We start from the raw sequence: 16,274 nt of genomic DNA, 5'->3' as shown, positions 1-16,274 counted from the left end.
ATAGCCCCGATTGCAGCAAGTATCCTCGAAGAGATACAGCGGAAAGCGGGAAACAGCTCCAAATAAAGCTATTATTTTTTCAGTTCGTCCGATGATTTGTTCACCGCTTCTTTCAAGCTTTCTTTGTAAAAAATGATTTTGTCCAAGACACATTTGTCGTGACTTCCTATAATTTGTGCGGCTAAAATTCCGGCATTTTTGGCTCCGTTTAAAGCCACGGTTGCAACCGGAACGCCACCAGGCATTTGTAAAATGGAAAGGACAGAATCCCAACCGTCGATAGAATTGCTCGATTTTACGGGAACGCCAATCACAGGTAGTGGGCTCATCGAAGCGACCATTCCCGGTAAATGTGCAGCACCGCCGGCGCCGGCAATAATGACCGAAATCCCGCGATGGTGGGCGTTTTTACTGAACTCGAATAACTTTTCAGGCGTTCGGTGTGCAGAAACGATATCGACTTCAGTCGGGATGTCAAATCCTTGAAGAATATCGATGGCTTCTTGCATTACGGGTAAATCTGATTTTGAACCCATGATTATGGCTACTTTGCTCATTGTAGTTTATGATTTGTAGTTTTTAGTTTGTTTAGTATTAATTTAATAAGTTGTATTGTGAGATAAATCAAAAATGTGGCAATTGTTACAATAACGAAATTTGCAATTAAAATATCATAATGAAAAAATTTACCAATATAACAGTCAGCATCATATACGTAATAGGCGACTATTGGAAAACCTATCTTTTTAGCCATACCATTTTCAAAGTTATAACTAAAAGGCAAAAATTGGACTATTGCAAAAATAATAAAAGAGTAGCCAAGTAATTCAAATGTTTTTCTAAACCATTTCGATTTGACAGCACCTATTGTTTTATTTGTTATTAATCTAAAAGGATTTTGCTTTGCAAAAATGCAATATGTCAAAAATACAATGATTGAGTATATAGCAAAATTGAGGTAAATGTTTTGTGGGCGGTCAATAATATGTGTAGTAGAAATTGATGTATTCCATCGATTGTTGCTTTCTGTCGTAAACCAATGCTTGTGGGTTGCAAAAGGAAAACCGACTCTTCCATTATCAAAAATATAAGGTATCCGCTGAATTACAAAAAACAGAATAAAAAAAACAATTGTATAAAAAACCTTCTTCATCTATTTTTTGTTATCAGAACACTAATTACTGACCACTGATCACTCTTATACTATTTTTTACTTCTTCCGCAATTTTTCTGGCTTCTGTCATGTTTTCGTTGACAATCGTCACATGCCCCATTTTTCGAAACGGACGGGTTTCGCGTTTGCCGTAAATGTGTGGCGTTACGCCTTCAATCGCCATGATGTTGGAGATGTTTTCGTAAACCACTTGACCTGAAAAACCTTCTTCGCCAACCAAATTTACCATAATTCCTGCAACTTTACTAGCGGTATTTCCCAGTGGTAAATTCAATATGGCACGCAAATGGTTTTCAAATTGCGAAGTGTAACTGGCTTCAATGCTGTAATGTCCTGAATTGTGTGGACGTGGCGCGACTTCATTGACTAAAATTTCGTCCTCCGAGGTTTGGAACATTTCTACCGCTAACAATCCAACATGATTGAAAGCTTCTGATACTTGTAAGGCTATTTCGGTAGCTTTTTGAGCTACTTTGTCGTCAATTCGTGCCGGGCAAATGACATATTCTACTTGGTTGGCTTCGGGATGGAATTCCATTTCCACGACCGGATACGTTTTTACTTCACCGGAAACCGAACGGGCAACAATAACCGCTAGCTCATTTTTAAACGGTACCATTTGTTCTGCGATGCATTCTACATCGGGCAAATTGACTAAATCAATAGCCGAACGAACTATTTTTACGCCATTGCCGTCGTAACCAAATTGGGCACATTTCCACACAAACGGAAAATCTAATTCGTCTTTTTCGATTGATTTTTTTAAATCGTTGAGATCAACAAGCCGTTGGTGTGGTGAAGTTGGGATATTGTTTTCAACATAAAAATCTTTCTGCTTTCCTTTGTTTTGAATGAGGCGCAGTGTTTTGGGTGAAGGAAAAACCGGTAACCCTTCGGCTTCCAATTTATCCAAAGCGTCCAAATTCACATTCTCGATTTCGATGGTTAACAGATTGACCCTTTTACCAAACTGGTACACGGTATCAAAATCCATCAAACTGCCGATGAAAAATTGTGTCGCGCCAAATTGAGAAGGAGCTGCTTCACTTGGGTCTAAAATGTAAGTTTGGATATCGAATTTTCGGGTTTCGGCCAAAATCATTTTGCCCAATTGTCCGCCACCGAGGATGCCGAGTTTAAAATCGGATGAAAAATAGTTCATTCGTCGTTGTTATTATTTTAATGGTCTCATGCAGTCGCTTCGCTCGTGTCATGCTGTGTTGTTGTAGTTGCTGCAAAGATAAGCAATAGTTAAAAATTATTGCAATCGTTTTAAAAGGTCTTTAACCGCAAAACGATAGCCGGGTGTTTGGTTTTCAAATTCTCGCGAAAGAATAAGTTTTAATTCCTCGTTAATCCAGGAGTATTTTTTGCCAAAATTATATAAAGTCCTCATAGAATAGGCAGCATTGGCGGCTTTGTCGGTTTGGATAAGCCAATCGAGACAAGCTTCTATGATTTTTTCTTCTTGGATTTCGGTTAAGGTTATTTTTTTGCTTTTGGACAAGAACAGACAAATTTTTGACAAAGAGCGAATGGCAGAAGGAGAAGCATAATGCGCTAAAGATTGGCAAAAGGCTTCTTGAAACGGGATGATGAGTTCCAGGCGTTCTTCAAAAATTAGCTCTAAAATCCAGCAGGCTTTGTGGTGGTTTTTATCTTTAGTGTTGAAACTGATTTCGAGTAAATCTTTCAGGAATTCCGGATGTTGAAAGACAAAATCCTTATTGTCGTCTCTGCTTTTTCGATGCGCCGTACTGTTGGCTATGGTTTTATAGTATTCCGGATTCATTTGGTAAATATATCAAATTTGCAAAAAAGTTAAAATACTTGCTACTTGATACTTAATACTTGCGTAAATTTGCACCTTATTTAAAATTCAAACCAAAATGATACACTTACACGATAAAACCTTCGAGCCGTTTATTTCTTCAGAAGAAATTGATTTTGCGATTGCGAATATGGCCAAACAAATGGACGACGATTTTTTTGATGAAGTTCCGGTTTTTGTTGGTGTTTTGAATGGTGCGTTTATGGTGCTGAGTGATTTGATGAAAAAATACCGAGGTATGTGTGAAGTGAGTTTTGTTAAAATGGCTTCTTATGAAGGAACACAAACCACGAATGAAGTCAAACAATTAATCGGTTTGAATCAAGATTTAGAAGGCAGAACGGTTGTCATCGTTGAAGACATCGTGGATACCGGAAATACTATAGAAGAATTGAAAGCCATTTTTAAAGAGAAAAAAGTTAAGCACTTGAAAATTGCGACTTTATTTTTCAAACCCGAAGCTTATACTAAAGACATCAAGATAGATTATGTTGGGATTAGAATTCCAAACAAATTCATCGTGGGTTACGGTTTAGACTACGATGGTTTGGGAAGAAATTTACCCGACGTTTACCAATTGGCACAATAACTTAATAACTCATAATTCATAACTACTAAAATGATTAACATCGTTCTTTTCGGAAAACCAGGTGCAGGAAAAGGCACACAAGCTGAATTTTTAAAAGGAAAATACAATTTGACACATCTTTCAACCGGAGATATTTTCAGATACAATATTAAAAACGACACCGAGTTAGGCCAATTAGCCAAAACCTTTATGGACAAAGGAGATTTGGTTCCCGACGAAGTGACCATTCAAATGCTGCAAAGCGAAGTAGATAAAAACCCACATTCAGCCGGATTTTTATTCGACGGTTTCCCCAGAACGATTGCTCAAGCAGAAGCTTTGGATAAATTTTTAGCATCCAAAGGGCAAAACATCACGGCTACCGTAGCTTTAGAAGCCGATGATGAGATTTTGGTACAACGATTATTGGAAAGAGGAAAAACCTCGGGACGACCGGATGATCAGGATGAGGAAAAAATCCGCAACCGATACCAAGAATACAACGAAAAAACCGCACCTTTGATGCATTATTACGAGGCACAAGGTAAATTTCACGCTGTGAACGGAATTGGTTCTGTCGAGGAAGTAACCGAGCGTTTAAGCAAAGTGATAGACAATTTATAATTGAAATTTTTGGTTAGAAGGTTATATTCATAACTTATAACTTATAACTCATAACTCAAAATGGAGATACTTATTATTCTTTTTTTAATCCTGTTAAACGGTGTGTTCTCGATGTCGGAAATCGCTTTGATTTCGGCCCGTAAAAACCGTTTGGAAACAGCCGCTAAAAAAGGAAATACGAATGCTAAAGTTGCCTTAGACTTGGCCAATTCACCCAATAAATTTTTATCAACCGTTCAAATCGGGATTACTTTAATCGGTATTTTAACCGGGATTTATTCGGGCGATAAAGTAACCGAAGATGTCAACCTTTTTGTAGAAGGGTTTGAAGTGTTAAAGCCTTATTCACACTCGATTTCCGTTGGGATTGTGGTGGTGATTTTGACGTTTTTCTCTTTGGTTTTAGGCGAATTATTGCCGAAAAGAATCGGCTTAAATTATCCGGAAGCCATAGCCAAAGCCGTTGCAGTTCCCATGAAAATGGTTTCGATAGTGACCATGCCTTTTATTTGGCTACTAACGGTTTCGACGGATTTTATTTTGAATGTTTTCAAAATCAAACCCACCGCAGATGGTAAAGTGACCGAAGAAGAAATCAAAGCCATCATTAAAGAAGGAACCGAAGGTGGAGAAGTACAGGAAATTGAACAAGATATCGTAGAACGCGTTTTTCATATTGGTGACCGAAAAGTAAACTCTTTAATGACGCACAGAAAGTCAATCGTTTATTTGTCTTATGATGATACCATCGAAGAGTTAAAGGCCAAAGTGTTAGACGAATTGCATTCGGTTTATCCGGTATGTCATGAAAATTTAGACGACGTGGTTGGCATAGTTTTATTAAAAGATTTATTCGCCGGTTTTGAAAAAGGGCCGTTTGATTTAAAAGCCATCACCAAAGATCCGGTGTATTTGATAGAACACACTTCGGCATACAAAGCGTTGGAGAATTTTAAAAAATCAAAAGTGCATTATGCTTTGGTAACCGATGAATACGGTGTTTTTCAGGGAATTATTACCTTAAATGACATCTTAGAAGCGCTGGTTGGTGATGCCGCGGATTTTTATGAAGACGAATTCAAGCTAATTGCTCGTGAAGACGGCACTTGGTTGGTAGACGGACATTATTCGTTGCACGATTTCTTGACGTATTTTGACATGGATGAATTGATTAACGATTATGATGTAACCACGGTAAGCGGTTTAATCATGACCGAATTAGGGAATATACCCAAGACAGGAGAAAAACTGATTTGGAACAAATTTGAATTAGAAGTTATCGATATGGATGGCGTGAAGATTGATAAAGTGCTTGTGAAAGCGATAAAAGAATAGTTGATGGTTGACAGTTGACAGTTGATGGAAAAATAAAGCCAGCAACCAGTAAGCAACAACCAGTAACCAACAAATTGAAATTATGACAGAGGGAAATTTTGTAGACTACGTAAAAATTTATGTTTCTTCCGGAAAAGGAGGAAAGGGTTCTTCGCATCTACACCGAGAAAAATTTATTGAAAAAGGCGGACCCGATGGTGGAGATGGTGGCAGAGGCGGGCATATCATATTGAAAGGAAATAAAAGTCTTTGGACGTTGTTTCACCTAAAATTTGCGCGTCACGTCAAAGCCGGACACGGTGGCGATGGCGGAAGTTCTCGCAGTACCGGTCATGACGGAGAAGATAAAATCATCGAAGTGCCTTTAGGAACCGTAGTACGCGACAAAGAAACCGATGAAATTTTATTCGAAATCACCGAACATGGTGAAGAAAAAATATTGATTAAAGGCGGAAAAGGCGGTTTGGGCAACTGGCATTTCAGAAGTTCAACCAATCAAACCCCAAGATACGCTCAACCCGGAATGCCTGCGGAAGAATTAGACATTATTTTGGAATTAAAAGTCTTAGCCGATGTAGGTTTGGTGGGTTTCCCCAATGCTGGAAAATCTACTTTATTGTCGGTGCTGACTTCAGCCAAACCAAAAATTGCCGACTATCCGTTTACAACTTTAAAGCCGAATTTAGGAATTGTAGCTTACAGAGAATTCAAATCTTTTGTAATGGCAGATATTCCGGGAATTATTGAAGGTGCAGCCGAAGGAAAAGGTTTAGGTCATTACTTTTTAAGACATATTGAGCGCAATTCGACCTTGTTGTTTTTGGTACCAGCCGATGCGGATGATATCAAAAAAGAGTATGAGATTTTATTGGATGAGTTGAGAAGATACAATCCTGAAATGCTCGACAAAGACCGTTTGATTGTCGTTTCCAAATGTGATATGTTAGACGACGAATTGAAAGCAGAAATGCGCCAACAATTAGACAAAGACTTCAAAGGTATTCCGTACATGTTTATTTCTTCTGTCGCTAATCAAGGGTTGACAGAATTGAAAGACAAACTATGGGAGATGCTGAATGTTGATGCTGAAGAACCTGAGAATAGTCATGGTATATAAATAGAAAATCCCGCTTAAATTGCGGGATTTTCTATTTATTTCTCGTTTTCATCTTGGCCGAAATAGGCAGCACCCATCCAGATAAGTCCGAATCCTATACCTGCTGATGCGGCAAGCTGAAGCATATCAAAAATAAATCCTATAGCAAATCCCAGAATTACACAGATAAAAAATATCAGTAATGCCTTTCTAAACGCGGGTTTCCTAGTTTCTTTCTTAACAAATGCTAAAAATTTATTTCCTTCTGTTTGATTAGCCTCCATAACGATATAGTTTAAATTTTGGACAAATGTTTTTTAAACTTAATGTAGTTTTTTTTGTTGCAACAAAATGATTATTTGTTAAATATAAAAAAATAATTTAAACTATGCTCCGAATTAAAGACAAACTATGGGAGATGCTGAATGTTGATGCTGAAAAACCTGAAAATAGTTATGGTATATAAATAGAAAATCCCGCAATTTAAGCGGGATTTTTTGTTTTTATAATTCAGTAATTAGAATCTGTAGCCAATACCCAATTTTATAAAATTTGCTGTGGTATTGTATTTTGTGTCCGGAACACCTTCAGGAGTATCGCTTACTTTTATGACATCATATTGGACTTGAGCAAACATTTTTTTGGTGAAATCAAAGGAAAAAGAGACATTGAAATTAAAACCGCTTAAGCTCTCAGATTCATTAAAATTAATGATTTCTTCCCCAGTATCGCCACTTCCGCTTGAGCTGAATTGCATAAAAGTATAGCCTATTCCAAGAGCAGGATGTAATCTTGGAACCCCTTTTAATTTAAGTTCGCCAAAAACCCTAGGTTGTAAATTATAATTTTGGGTTTTGAAATTAACCCCCGGATTATCATAGGTATAGGTTAAATAATTGGCATTTAAGGATAAACCAAAAGTAAAATCTTCTTTGTCTGAAAATCGGTATTTAAAACCAACATCTATCAGACCTTTGTAATTGCTCATAAAATTGTCACCTTTAGGAATGGGATAATTTAATTCGACCGAGGCTTTTTGTTGCGAAAATACTTGTAGCGTTGTAAATAGAACCAGTAGTGGAATGATTTTTTTCATGGATAGGATTTATGGGGCTAATGTAAAAAAAAATATAGTTTTAAAGGGAATACTCTTATGTAATTAAGCTTGAATATTTTTTTTGTTTCAGGAAATAGCTATAACGTTATAGTTTTTAACAAAATTTTAAATTCATTTCCTGAAAAAAAAGTATCTTCGCACTCGTTTTTAGATTATTTGATGTAACAATTATTTTTTCAGATAGACTACTAACATTCAAACTATTAACATATATCAATACAATGAAAAAAATTATTTTATCCTTGATTGCTGCCATTATGCTTGTTCCGACAAGTGTTAAAGCTGACGAAGGAATGTGGTTTTTGATGTTTATCGAAAGATTAAACCACAGAGACATGCAAAAAATGGGCTTACAATTGACAGCCGAAGAAATTTACAGTATCAACAACCACAGTCTGAAAGATGCCATTGTGCAATTCAACGGAGGTTGTACGGCAGAAATCATTTCCAAAGACGGTTTGGTTTTGACCAACCACCACTGTGGTTATGATGCCATAGCCGAATTATCTACAGCTGAGAAAAATTTGTTGAAAGACGGTTTTTGGGCATCAAACAGAAAAGCTGAAATCAAACCGGCAAGTTTGTTTGTTCGTTTCTTCGTAAGAATGGATGATTGTACCAAACGTATTTTGGCTAAAGTTAATCCTTCCATGACCGAAGCAGAAAGAGAAAAAGCCATCAATCAGGAAATCGCTGCTATTGAAAAAGAGAATAACGAAGGTGGAAAGTATACCGTTTCTGTTCGCCCGTTTTTCCAAGGAAATGAGTTTTACTACTTTGTTTACCAAGACTATAAAGACGTTCGTTTGGTAGGAACACCACCGGAAAGTTTAGGTAAATTTGGAGGTGATACAGACAACTGGGAATGGCCACGTCACACAGCCGATTTTTCTATGTTCAGAGTATATGCCGATAAAAACGGTAACCCTGCAGAGTATTCAGAAAACAATGTGCCTTTACAGCCTAAACATTATTTACCGGTAAATATTAATGGTGTAAAAGAAAATGATTACGCTATGATTTTAGGTTATCCGGGTAGAACCAACCGTTGGATGCCGGCTGGCGGAATTGAGCAAAATGTAAAATTTGCTTATCCGGCTTGGGTTGAAGGTGCTAAAACCGGTATGGACAACATGAAAAAATACATGGATCAAAGTGATGCTTTGAACTTGGTTTATGCTTCAAAATATGCTTCAACAGCCAACTATTGGAAAAACCGTCAAGGAATGATTGATGCTTTAACCAAATTTGGAACGGCTAAAACCAAAGCAGCGCAAGAAGCTAAATTTAACACTTGGGCAAATAAACCGGCGAATAAAGCGAAATACGGTAATGTTATTGCTAATATCAATAAGTTTTATGCTTTGACCAACGAAAAGTCAAGACATGATAATTATATGCAACAATTGTTCAGAACTACAACTTTTGGAACGATTGGAAGAACTTTGGGAAGACAATTAGATGTTTATGTTAAAGCTGACGCAGCTAAACGTGCACAAATGGCTCCGGCTATCGAAGAAATGGCTACAGAAATGTACAAAGAGTTGCACATCCCTGCAGAGAAAGACATTTTGGCGGCTCAATTAAAATTGTACGCCACCAAGTCAAACGGATATGCTATTGCACCTTCTGTAAAAAAGATTGGAGATGAGAATAACAATGATTTTGCTAAATACGTGAACGCGGCTTTCGATATGAGTATTTTTACTTCATTAGACAGAATCAAAGCTTTCTTGGTTATTCCAAGTCAAGGGGTTTTAGATAATGATCCGTTGTATGTATTGTCTAATGATATGTTAACGCATTTCGGTGCAAAATCAGACGAAATTGCCAAAGCTCAAAACGATTACAGTGCTTCTTTCCGTTTGTTGGTAGAAGGTTTAAGAGAATCTAAAATCGGAACAATCAAATACCCGGATGCTAACTCAACTTTGCGTTTGACTTACGGAAAAGTACGTTCGTTACCGGCTGATAAACGCAATGATGCGAAAATCAACAACTATACTACGCTTGATGGTCAGGTGAAAAAATACAAAAAAGGAGACCAAGAGTTTGACTTACCGTTGAAAGTTTTGGAAATGAACAAAAACAAAGATTACGGTCGTTATGCTGATAAAGACGGTTCGTTACACGTAAATTTCTTAACCGATAACGATATTACCGGTGGTAATTCAGGTTCTCCGGTATTGAATGGTAAAGGAGAATTAATTGGTTTGGCTTTCGACGGAAACATCGAAGCTATGGCCGGTGACGTTATCTTTGACAGCAAATTGCAAAGAACAATCAATGTTGATATTCGTTATGTATTGTGGGTAATTGAGAACTTCTCAGGTGCTAAACATATTGTAGATGAAATGACTTTGGTGAAATAATTTCAGCTTAGTTTGCAAAAAAAAAACGTCTCGAGCAATCGGGACGTTTTTTTTGGGTTAAATTATTAATTAATGAATCAATTTCTTTTTGACCACTACATCATTCTCCAACGTGATTTCGGCTACATAAATGCCATTAGGATAATTAAAACTGTCTGTAAGTTGTTTTGAGGCATTCGCCAAATGATAACGGTTAATCAGTTTACCCGATATATCATAGAGGTTGATGGTTTTAATATATTCACTAGACTCTACTTTAATCGTATTGTGATTTATACTGGCAAAAGTTGTGCTGGTATCAGGATTAGTTACGCCTAAAGCATTGGATACATAAACAATTTCAAATCGGTTTTCAAATGTGCCGGCTGTGGTTGTAAAACTATAAGCTCCTTCTTTGATGTTATGGTCTATTCCCAATAAATTATCTCTGAGGTAAATGTTTTGATTCTGTGTAAACAAGCCATCTAACTCATCAATGGCTATGCTGTAAATACCGCCGTTAGTTATTCGGTAACCTAAGGGAACAATGTCATTTTCATCAAATGGCAAGCCTCTTCCTTGAATGACTAATTTTCTGTTGTCCAAGATAGAATAAAGGTCAATTTCGTTGGTCGTGAAACTATTACCGTCATATAATCTGTCATATCCATTTGTGGCCTCTGCTTTGTAATTAACCATCATTTGTCTGAAGTTGGTTTCGTTGTATAAATTAAGCCAAATTCTATTGTTTTCTGATACGTCTACATTTGGATTACCGGTTCTGAAAAATTGACTGTTAAAATCTGCCGCACGCATACTATTGTTGAAGGTAATATTTCCATCAGCAAAAACTTGAGCAAAGAAACCTTGTCCGGCAGCAATTTTACCGTTTGGTTTTAAGCTGTTGTTACTTGGATCAGTGGCAGGTGCCGTTCCTGTTCCACCGGAAAGATTCCAACTTCCATAGTCTAAAACATTATAGATGCCGGTTCCGGTGTAAGTAGTAATTGAAGTCCAAAAGAATAATGTTCCTCCTAATTCGGTATTGTTCGAATGGGTTAAGAACGAGGTTGCATCAACCGCACTCGGGTAAGGATTCGCTAAAAGTACCGTGTTTCCGGCAACCATAGAACTTGAATCAAAGCTGTCAACCGGTACGTTTATGGCACCGTTGCCCGGAGTTCCGTTAAAAATAAAATCAATGGTGCCTGTTCCTGTGCTGAAAGGCGCTACGTTGCTTACACGGGTTATAAATCCGTTACCTTGAGTAATCGAAGATAGTCCTAGCCAGGTTCCTGTGGAAGTTCCGGATTGCCAAGCAAATTTATAGTCAAACTCAATTGGAATTTGGCTGTAAGCATCTTCAACAATTGGTGAGCCCCAATAAACATAAGCCCAACGCGTCATTGGACGTGTGGTTCGGGTCATTTTTATACTTCCCGAATTGATTGCGGCATCATTAGTTTGGATTAAACTGGCGCTGTTTTTTATGTCAAATAATCCGCCCGATTTAACAATTACTTCATCGGTTATAGTGATGTTGTTTGCGGGTTCTATGGTAAGATTAGCTCCCGTTTTAATGGTGATGTTTTTTCCGAAAGCATCATAACTTGCGCCTGAAATTATTGGGTCAAAAGGAGTGTCAGGAATTACAATACAACTATTAGCAGTGGGTTTCCCCAGAGGTTTCCAGTTTTCGTCATCATCCCATAAGCTATCAGTCCCGTTCCAAATTTTTGTATTGTTTGTTACAGTTATGACTTGTGAAGAGGTACAGCCATTATCTAAAACCGCATTGACCGTAAAATTAAAGCTGGTAACTTCTAACTGCGCTAATGTTGGCTTAACATAAATTACAGCAGCTGTTGTTAAAGGGTCGTAAGGAGTGGTACAAGCTGCATCTATAAAGGCCGGAATGGTAGTAGTCCAATTTAAGTTAACATTAGGTCGGTTACCGAATAATTGCACATCATCGATAGCAATTCCATCACACCAATTGTTGTTGTAATATCTAACTCTCACTTTAAATTGATTTACACCAACATAAGCTGATAAATCATAAGTCAGGTCCTGAAATTTAGTTCCAATACCAACATCTTCTGTAAATCGTTTTATTTCAATCCAATTGGTTCCATTGTTAGTCGATACATCTATAGTCACATATTCCTCAGCCGGATAGATACCATCCATGAAATATCTGGAGTAAAACATTCTCAAGCTTAAGGTAAGACTGGTAAAGTTAACTGTACTAACGGCTGAAGAAGCGATTTGATTCTGAACATATGGAAAAGCATCTGCGAAGTCAGAAGTTGCCATAGCAAAACTATCACCGCTGATTCCTGAGGATATCGCCGGATACCAAGTATTTGTACCTGAAATGGCTGTTGGGATGTAGGTGCTGGTTCTGTTTTGCCATTGTGTATCTGCATTGCGAATACTTGAGGTAATATTGGTATTGGTAAAAGTGCCTAATCCGGAATTGAATTTTTCATCAATTAAGTAAACTTCCTCTACGTCTCCCGTGGCTGATAATTCAACACCTTGTTCTTCGCCACAAGAAACCGGATTTAATGGCAAATAAGTTAAATTAGGAATTGGACTTACAATAGCTTTAATTTCCGTTCTCGTAAGTGATTCACAGCCATTATATGCGGTTACATAGTAATTCGTAGTAGTGTTGATAGAAGGAGTTGTCCAGCTTCCGCTACTAGTAGTACCTACTAACGTTGAGCCTGTAGGAGTTGTATACCATCTGAATTCTGTTACCGCCGGGATAACAACTGAACTAGCGGCTTCAAGAGTTACCGTCCCAGGACCACAAGTTCGGCCTTCGGTTATACCGGTTATTGTAGCATTACATTTAGCCACAACTGTAAATAAATAATCTTCTGTTTCTCCTTCGTTGTTTAGATTGCCGCAAGCAGTAAAAGTAGTTGAACCACCACCGTCGTTTATGTCTACACGAACTCTCAGTCTATAGTTTCCTAAGGCCTGGTTTATAGGAATTACAAATCCAAACGTTGTTGAACCGGTTGATATGGTTCCTGAATTATAAATGATCTCTGTGGTGTTATCAAAAGTGCCATCTTTATTCCAATCTACCCAGGCCTTCATGAAGGAAGAGTAGGTAGCCTGTACAGAAACATTAACACCTTCTCCTTGTGCTTGTCTGGATAAGTTTGCTAAGCCGGTAAAGTCTTGATATCCCAAAGGACTTGAGGAATAAGTAGAATAATTCGATACATCGTTTAAAGTTCCTACGAAACTAACCTCGGTCAAATAATTAAGGCTTTCTCTTCCGCTTGTTACTGAGGGAACACAATAATTAGAGGTTATGGTAGCGATATTTCCGGTTAGCGGGTTGACTAAATTATAAGTGGGGCCGCCGGTACAAATTGAATTATAAGCGAAAACAAAGAAATAATAAGTGGTCAGAGTAGTTAAAGAGGTTGCTGTGAATGTGGTGTTGGAGTCAATATCCACAACAGTTCCTCCGGTAATAGCACCGCCTACAGTATAAGTTGTGCCGTTTGTTGGAGTTGGGACTGTTCCGGTAGTATTGATAATAACCAAATAATTGTTGGGCGCGGGATCAGCGGCTGTAAAACTTCCTGATACAGTTGTTCCGGTTGAGCTCAAAATTAAAGAGGTTGGTTGTGTTGTTGGCGCAGCACAAACTACAGAGTTTGCTATGGTTACTGTATAATCCTCTGTTTCGCCGAAACTGCCGCTCATGGTACAGCTCAAAGTTGATGCCATGGTGACTTTTTGGGCATAGCGAATTCTCATACGGGTTTGTCCCAAGGTTGCCCCGGCCGGAATTGCAACGGCTATAGTATTTGTTGAATTTGCAATGATATTATTTCCAATCAGGAAGTATTCACCGGCATCAGCAAAAGAACCATTTTGATTGAAATCAATCCAAAGTGCAGCTCCGTGTTTTTTATTTCCGTGTCCGGTCCCGATGCTCAAATTAAAAGTGTTTCCTCTAATTAAAGTGGTCGTTTGACCGGCAGTAGCGGCATAATTAATATAGCCTCCGGGAGCACAGATACTACTGTTGTTGATGGTGTTAAAAGTGACATTGGCAATATAATCACCATTGGTAGCACAGTCTAAACTTCCAGTTGGTATACAATAACTGGTGGCCAAAGTAGTGGTGGAGTTGTTTAAAGGACTTGTTACAAGATACAATGGAGTACCGGTACAGATTGAATTATAAGAAAAGACAAAGATGTAATATACGGTTGAGACTGATAGCCCTGTAGCAACAAAACTGGTGTTATTGTCAATATCAACAACAGTACCGCCTGTAATTGCGCTTCCAATTGTGTATGTTGCCCCATTGGTTGGTATTGGCGTTGTTCCTGTTGTATTGATTACCACTAAATAATTGTTAGGAGCAGGAGATGCCGCCGTAAAGCTTCCCGCTAATGAGGTGCCACTAGGCGATAACACCAAAGCAGTCGGTTGAGCTGTTGGGGTAGTACAAGCTGGAGGCGCTACAATATTTATGGTATAATCTTCAATTTGACCATAGGTGATAGTGCCACAAGCCGGAGGATAACCGGTTAAAATTCGGTTTATCACCCTCATTCGAGTAGTGCCGGTAACCGCATTAAGTGGAACAGTTATGGAAGTTGTAAAGGCATATGTTCCGGTATTGTAAGTCCCCAATTGGGATTCTTCACCGGCATCAAAAGTACCATTGTTATTCCAATCAAACCATACACTAGTATAGGCCGGATTGCCATTGGCTCCAATCACATTTACCGAAATAGTATAAGAGTATCCTGCGGTTAATGAGGTTGAAATAGAAGTAAAGTTTTCATAACCTGTAGTTCCAACAACAGCATTATTTATAGTGTTAAAACTAACGGATGAGATTGCGTATACATTGGTAGCATTGGCAGTGCAATAAGTCCAACATCCAATACCGATTGGCGTACTGATTGTCACGTCATCGAATGTGCTACCACATCTGCCGTTATCAATAGTCCAACGCAAAGTAGCAGAACTGCCAAGGATTAAGCCTGTAACAGTTGAGGTTGGGGAATTAGGAGAGGTAATTGTTGCTGCGCCACTTACTACTGTCCAAGTTCCTGTTCCGTAGGCAGGTGTATTTCCGGCTAAAGTAGTCGTTGTTCCACAAGTTAATGTTTGGTCAGAGCCTGCTGCAGCGATAGTGTTTGAAGGACAGCTAAAAGTTATTTTCATATAACCACCTGCACCAGCACCACCGGCTTTGTTTTTATTTCCGCCACCGCCACCGCCACCGTAATTAACTCCGGGACACCCTTCACCACCGGCACCGGCACCGCATGCGCCACCTGAACCACCAGTACCTGTACCACCGGTACCGGCAGCACCCCCTGTCGCTGAGGTCGCGGTTGCACCATTAGTTGTAGTTCCGGCACTCCCGCCACCTCCACCTCCTGTTGTCGTGGTGCCAATAAAACCATTTCCACCATTAAAAGTTCCGATTCCTCCAACTCCTGCGATTGGAGCGGTTGTTGTAGTTTGTGTTTGTCCGCCGCTACCTCCGTTCGCGGTTAATAAATTGCTTGCGCCAAGTAGGAAAAGGGTGTTTCCACCGGAACCACCATTAACACTATTTGTTCCGGCTGTACCGCCGTTACCAATGGTGACTGTATAGGACTGTCCTGGGGTAACCGGTAAGGATATGATTCTTTGATAGGCGCCGCCACCGCCACCAGCACCTCTATAACCGGTTCCATTGGCTGAGCCACCGCCACCACCGCCGCCGCCCCAAGCTTCTACTTGGATTGTGGTCACCCCTTCTGGACAAATCCACGTTCCTGAAGTTGTAAAGACAGAAGGGGATTGTGCTTGCAAAGATGAAAAGACGCAAAGCAGCAGTAGGGTAGTTAAAATTTTTATTCTAAAATGTAGTGTGGGCATTGTTTTGTAATTGTTTTTCATGCGACATATAATTTTCATTCCACAACTTTGATTTTACTATCAAATATAATAAATAATTATGTAACTATCTGATATTTAGATTATTTGATAAGCAATAATCTTCATGAATTTAATTTTGATAAATTGTTATTATTTAAGATTATAATCTGTTGTTTTTTATATAATTGTCAAAATTGTTTTATGTTTTCGAATGATTCTTGAAAATAAAAGCGCTCATTATAAGCGCCTTTATTAA

Annotated in this window: 12 protein-coding genes; 5 read left to right on the top strand and 7 right to left on the bottom strand. The window is 38.6% G+C overall.

From position 1 onward, the window contains the following. Nucleotides 1-71: 71 nt before the first annotated feature. From purE to HA632_RS02740, 4 genes are all read right to left on the bottom strand, one after another. On the bottom strand, nt 72-557 hold the full coding sequence (gene purE / locus HA632_RS02755; protein WP_171222621.1) for a 5-(carboxyamino)imidazole ribonucleotide mutase: 486 nt from the start codon (nt 555-557) through the stop codon (nt 72-74). After that, on the bottom strand, nt 554-1,153 hold the full coding sequence (locus tag HA632_RS02750) for a hypothetical protein (RefSeq protein WP_176305693.1): 600 nt from the start codon (nt 1,151-1,153) through the stop codon (nt 554-556). Before HA632_RS02750 ends, purE begins: the two co-directional genes overlap by 4 nt. 25 nt (nt 1,154-1,178) lie before the next feature. Then, nucleotides 1,179-2,336, bottom strand: coding sequence for a 5-(carboxyamino)imidazole ribonucleotide synthase (locus HA632_RS02745; protein WP_176305692.1), 1,158 nt, complete (start codon nt 2,334-2,336; stop codon nt 1,179-1,181). 96 nt (nt 2,337-2,432) lie between these two features. Further along, nucleotides 2,433-2,966 (bottom strand): hypothetical protein, encoded by a 534-nt coding sequence (locus tag HA632_RS02740; RefSeq protein ID WP_176305691.1) that lies wholly within the window; start codon nt 2,964-2,966, stop codon nt 2,433-2,435. Between the two features lie 97 nt (nt 2,967-3,063). Between HA632_RS02740 and hpt the strand changes: the two genes are divergently transcribed. The 4 genes from hpt to obgE all read left to right on the top strand — a co-directional run bounded on the left by hpt (nt 3,064) and on the right by obgE (nt 6,649). Beyond that, the gene (gene hpt, locus HA632_RS13960; RefSeq protein ID WP_228778746.1) at nt 3,064-3,594 is read left to right on the top strand and encodes a hypoxanthine phosphoribosyltransferase; all 531 of its coding nucleotides are present in this window, start codon (nt 3,064-3,066) and stop codon (nt 3,592-3,594) included. Nucleotides 3,595-3,624: 30 nt separating this feature from the next. Then, nucleotides 3,625-4,197 (top strand): adenylate kinase, encoded by a 573-nt coding sequence (locus HA632_RS13955; protein WP_228778745.1) that lies wholly within the window; start codon nt 3,625-3,627, stop codon nt 4,195-4,197. Between the two features lie 60 nt (nt 4,198-4,257). After that, nucleotides 4,258-5,532 (top strand): hemolysin family protein, encoded by a 1,275-nt coding sequence (locus tag HA632_RS02730; RefSeq protein ID WP_176305690.1) that lies wholly within the window; start codon nt 4,258-4,260, stop codon nt 5,530-5,532. A gap of 82 nt (nt 5,533-5,614) precedes the next feature. Next, nucleotides 5,615-6,649, top strand: coding sequence for a GTPase ObgE (gene obgE / locus HA632_RS02725; protein ID WP_176305689.1), 1,035 nt, complete (start codon nt 5,615-5,617; stop codon nt 6,647-6,649). A gap of 35 nt (nt 6,650-6,684) precedes the next feature. Here obgE and HA632_RS02720 read toward each other — a convergent pair whose 3' ends face one another. Together HA632_RS02720 and HA632_RS02715 are read right to left on the bottom strand one after the other, a co-directional pair. Then, complete coding sequence (locus tag HA632_RS02720) at nt 6,685-6,912, bottom strand: hypothetical protein (RefSeq protein WP_176305688.1); 228 nt, start codon at nt 6,910-6,912, stop codon at nt 6,685-6,687. A gap of 233 nt (nt 6,913-7,145) precedes the next feature. After that, on the bottom strand, nt 7,146-7,724 hold the full coding sequence (locus tag HA632_RS02715) for an outer membrane beta-barrel protein (RefSeq protein WP_176305687.1): 579 nt from the start codon (nt 7,722-7,724) through the stop codon (nt 7,146-7,148). Between the two features lie 242 nt (nt 7,725-7,966). Between HA632_RS02715 and HA632_RS02710 the strand changes: the two genes are divergently transcribed. Beyond that, a complete protein-coding gene (locus HA632_RS02710; protein ID WP_176305686.1) occupies nt 7,967-10,117 on the top strand; it encodes a S46 family peptidase in 2,151 nt (716 codons plus the stop codon). Nucleotides 10,118-10,186: 69 nt separating this feature from the next. On the opposite strand, the gene HA632_RS02705 is transcribed toward HA632_RS02710, so the two are convergent. Continuing rightward, on the bottom strand, nt 10,187-16,039 hold the full coding sequence (locus tag HA632_RS02705; RefSeq protein WP_176305685.1) for a GEVED domain-containing protein: 5,853 nt from the start codon (nt 16,037-16,039) through the stop codon (nt 10,187-10,189). Between the last annotated feature and the right edge of the window lie 235 nt (nt 16,040-16,274).

Source organism: Flavobacterium sp. J49 (assembly GCF_011742145.1).
In the GTDB taxonomy this organism is placed as follows: Bacteria; Bacteroidota; Bacteroidia; order Flavobacteriales; family Flavobacteriaceae; genus Flavobacterium.
Note: the sequence above shows the minus strand (reverse complement) of the source record. Positions and strands in the feature narration are given on the sequence as shown.

What these genes read in the sequence shown, in the direction of transcription:
- HA632_RS02740 (WP_176305691.1), bottom strand. Translation starts at nt 2,966, where the DNA reads ATGAATCCGGAATACTATAAAACCATAGCCAACAGTACGGCGCATCGA.
- obgE (WP_176305689.1), top strand. Translation starts at nt 5,615, where the DNA reads ATGACAGAGGGAAATTTTGTAGACTACGTAAAAATTTATGTTTCTTCC.
- HA632_RS02745 (WP_176305692.1), bottom strand. Translation starts at nt 2,336, where the DNA reads ATGAACTATTTTTCATCCGATTTTAAACTCGGCATCCTCGGTGGCGGA.
- HA632_RS02720 (WP_176305688.1), bottom strand. Translation starts at nt 6,912, where the DNA reads ATGGAGGCTAATCAAACAGAAGGAAATAAATTTTTAGCATTTGTTAAG.
- HA632_RS02750 (WP_176305693.1), bottom strand. Translation starts at nt 1,153, where the DNA reads ATGAAGAAGGTTTTTTATACAATTGTTTTTTTTATTCTGTTTTTTGTA.
- HA632_RS02730 (WP_176305690.1), top strand. Translation starts at nt 4,258, where the DNA reads ATGGAGATACTTATTATTCTTTTTTTAATCCTGTTAAACGGTGTGTTC.
- purE (WP_171222621.1), bottom strand. Translation starts at nt 557, where the DNA reads ATGAGCAAAGTAGCCATAATCATGGGTTCAAAATCAGATTTACCCGTA.
- HA632_RS02715 (WP_176305687.1), bottom strand. Translation starts at nt 7,724, where the DNA reads ATGAAAAAAATCATTCCACTACTGGTTCTATTTACAACGCTACAAGTA.
- HA632_RS02710 (WP_176305686.1), top strand. Translation starts at nt 7,967, where the DNA reads ATGAAAAAAATTATTTTATCCTTGATTGCTGCCATTATGCTTGTTCCG.
- HA632_RS13955 (WP_228778745.1), top strand. Translation starts at nt 3,625, where the DNA reads ATGATTAACATCGTTCTTTTCGGAAAACCAGGTGCAGGAAAAGGCACA.
- hpt (WP_228778746.1), top strand. Translation starts at nt 3,064, where the DNA reads ATGATACACTTACACGATAAAACCTTCGAGCCGTTTATTTCTTCAGAA.
- HA632_RS02705 (WP_176305685.1), bottom strand. Translation starts at nt 16,039, where the DNA reads ATGAAAAACAATTACAAAACAATGCCCACACTACATTTTAGAATAAAA.